The following is a 1,675-nucleotide window of genomic DNA, read 5'->3' as shown; positions in this document are numbered from 1 at the left end:
GCCGCGGGCGACAACACCCTGATCAAGGCGGTGCTCTCAGCTCGCCAGGACGGCGATACCGCCTTGCTGCCCGCCCTGGTGAGCGACCCGGAACCGGTACTCGGGCGGGCCGTCGCCGCCCTCAGTGCCACCGTCCGCGAGCAGTACGAATTCGCGTCCCTCACCGATGACGAGCTGACCTCGGTCGTCGAGATCATGGTCCGGTTGACGCTGAGTCATCTGTTCCAGCCGACAGGCAGCGTCGACCGCGCGGTGGCGCAGGTCGGCGCTGTCCTGTCGGGGGTCATGCCCGCGCTCTGAGCGGGCTCACAACCGCGCGTTCACCTGTCCGGCCGCGGCCGCGAACGCCCACCCGTAGCTACCGTGCGCGGCTGGGAACACCCCGCCCGCGCACACCGGATCGCCTGCGGCGCAATAGTTCGCGGTGCGGTCGGCATACAGCGGTGCGACCGGGCCGCCGATCAATCGCAGGGGGTCACCGAACAGGAGCACCGCGACGACGCGCGAGGACAGCTCCGGCGGCAGCACCCACGCTCCGGGCAACGGGACGGAGCCGAGGACACCGTGGGTGACCACCGCGCCCTGGGAGTAGCCGACGAGAACGAAACGCTGGTCGGGGCAGGCGGCGGCCTGCTCGAGCAGGTGGCCGGTCATGGCCCGGGTGCCGTCGGGCATCGAGGTCGGCACCAGCAGGTCGGCTGGGTAGTCCACGCGATGGGCGGTGGTGTCCACCGGTAGTTGCGCGCTCAGTACCGCGTAGAGCGGGTCGCCGATCGCGGCTCCCAGATAGCCGGGTTCTGCTGTGCCGCGGGCGATCACGACGTCGAGGGTGGCGCAATCCTGCGCCCACGCTGTCAGTCCCGGGGACATCGCTGTCCCGATTCCCGCGGTCAGTAGCAACACCGACAGCGCTCGCGCTGTTTGCCTTGCGACGATACGAATTGCCTTCCGATAGGTCATCGTGCCCACCCACTCACGCCGTTGTGAGAAATAGAGAAAGAGCGATTCACCTCCTGCCCAACAGCATTCGGTGTGCTCAGTGGTGGAATACCCGCTGACCTGCAAAGACATGGCACTGACTCAGCATCGGCTGCGCCACGGTTACGTCTCGGATCGCCTGCGGCACAACGCCGCTGCGCTACGTCAGTGCTTCTTCGGCTTCTTCTTGTACTTGGGCTTGTCGTGATCGGGCTCCCACTCGTAGCCCGCCACACCACGTTCGCAGTAGGAGTCCGCGACGAGAACGTCGCCTTGATCGCGTTCACACCAGCGCGACTTCGAGCACGAGGTGGCGCCGAGGCCGGCCACGACGGCGAGTGTGAGGACGGCGGCGCCGGTACGGGTTCGGGCGTTCATGAGCGTGTCGAGCCTTTCATCGAATGAAATGTCGCAGGTCAGGCTGTTTTCCAGGACTTGCCCCCACCTGCCGACTAACCAATGCTACGTTCCAGGCATGTCGAGCACAGTGCCTGCGCCCACCGAAGATTTCACCCCCGACGCGATTGTCGTCGGCGCCGGACTCGCGGGCCTGGTGGCCGCGCACGAGTTGGTGCTCGCCGGACGCAAGGTCCTGGTGCTCGATCAGGAGAATCGCGCCAACCTCGGCGGGCAGGCATTCTGGTCGCTGGGCGGGCTGTTCGTCGTCGACAGCCCGGAGCAGCGCAGGATGGGCATC

The 1,675-nt window shown here is 67.1% G+C and carries 3 protein-coding genes and 1 pseudogene; 2 read left to right on the top strand and 2 right to left on the bottom strand.

What is annotated here, in order from left to right; genetic code table 11:
* A pseudogene (locus ACFWF3_RS35075) lies at positions 1-300 on the top strand (TetR/AcrR family transcriptional regulator); the annotation flags it as partial.
* Positions 301-306: 6 nt separating this feature from the next.
* Here ACFWF3_RS35075 and ACFWF3_RS35070 read toward each other — a convergent pair.
* Both ACFWF3_RS35070 and ACFWF3_RS35065 read right to left on the bottom strand, forming a co-directional pair.
* Positions 307-960 (bottom strand): cutinase family protein, encoded by a 654-nt coding sequence (locus ACFWF3_RS35070; RefSeq protein ID WP_379318408.1) that lies wholly within the window; start codon positions 958-960, stop codon positions 307-309.
* Positions 961-1,143: 183 nt separating this feature from the next.
* Positions 1,144-1,356: a hypothetical protein gene (locus ACFWF3_RS35065; RefSeq protein ID WP_378997029.1), complete on the bottom strand. Its 213-nt coding sequence runs from the start codon at positions 1,354-1,356 to the stop codon at positions 1,144-1,146.
* Positions 1,357-1,453: 97 nt separating this feature from the next.
* On the opposite strand from ACFWF3_RS35065, the gene ACFWF3_RS35060 reads away from it, so the two are divergent.
* Positions 1,454-1,675, top strand: a 222-nt coding sequence (locus ACFWF3_RS35060; RefSeq protein WP_379318406.1) for an FAD-dependent oxidoreductase, incomplete at its 3' end; no start/stop codon positions are given.

Source organism: Nocardia sp. NPDC060220 (assembly GCF_042727815.1).
GTDB lineage: Bacteria > Actinomycetota > Actinomycetes > Mycobacteriales > Mycobacteriaceae > Nocardia.
The sequence above is the reverse complement of the archived record's forward strand: the minus strand, read 5'-3'. Positions and strand labels throughout refer to the sequence as shown.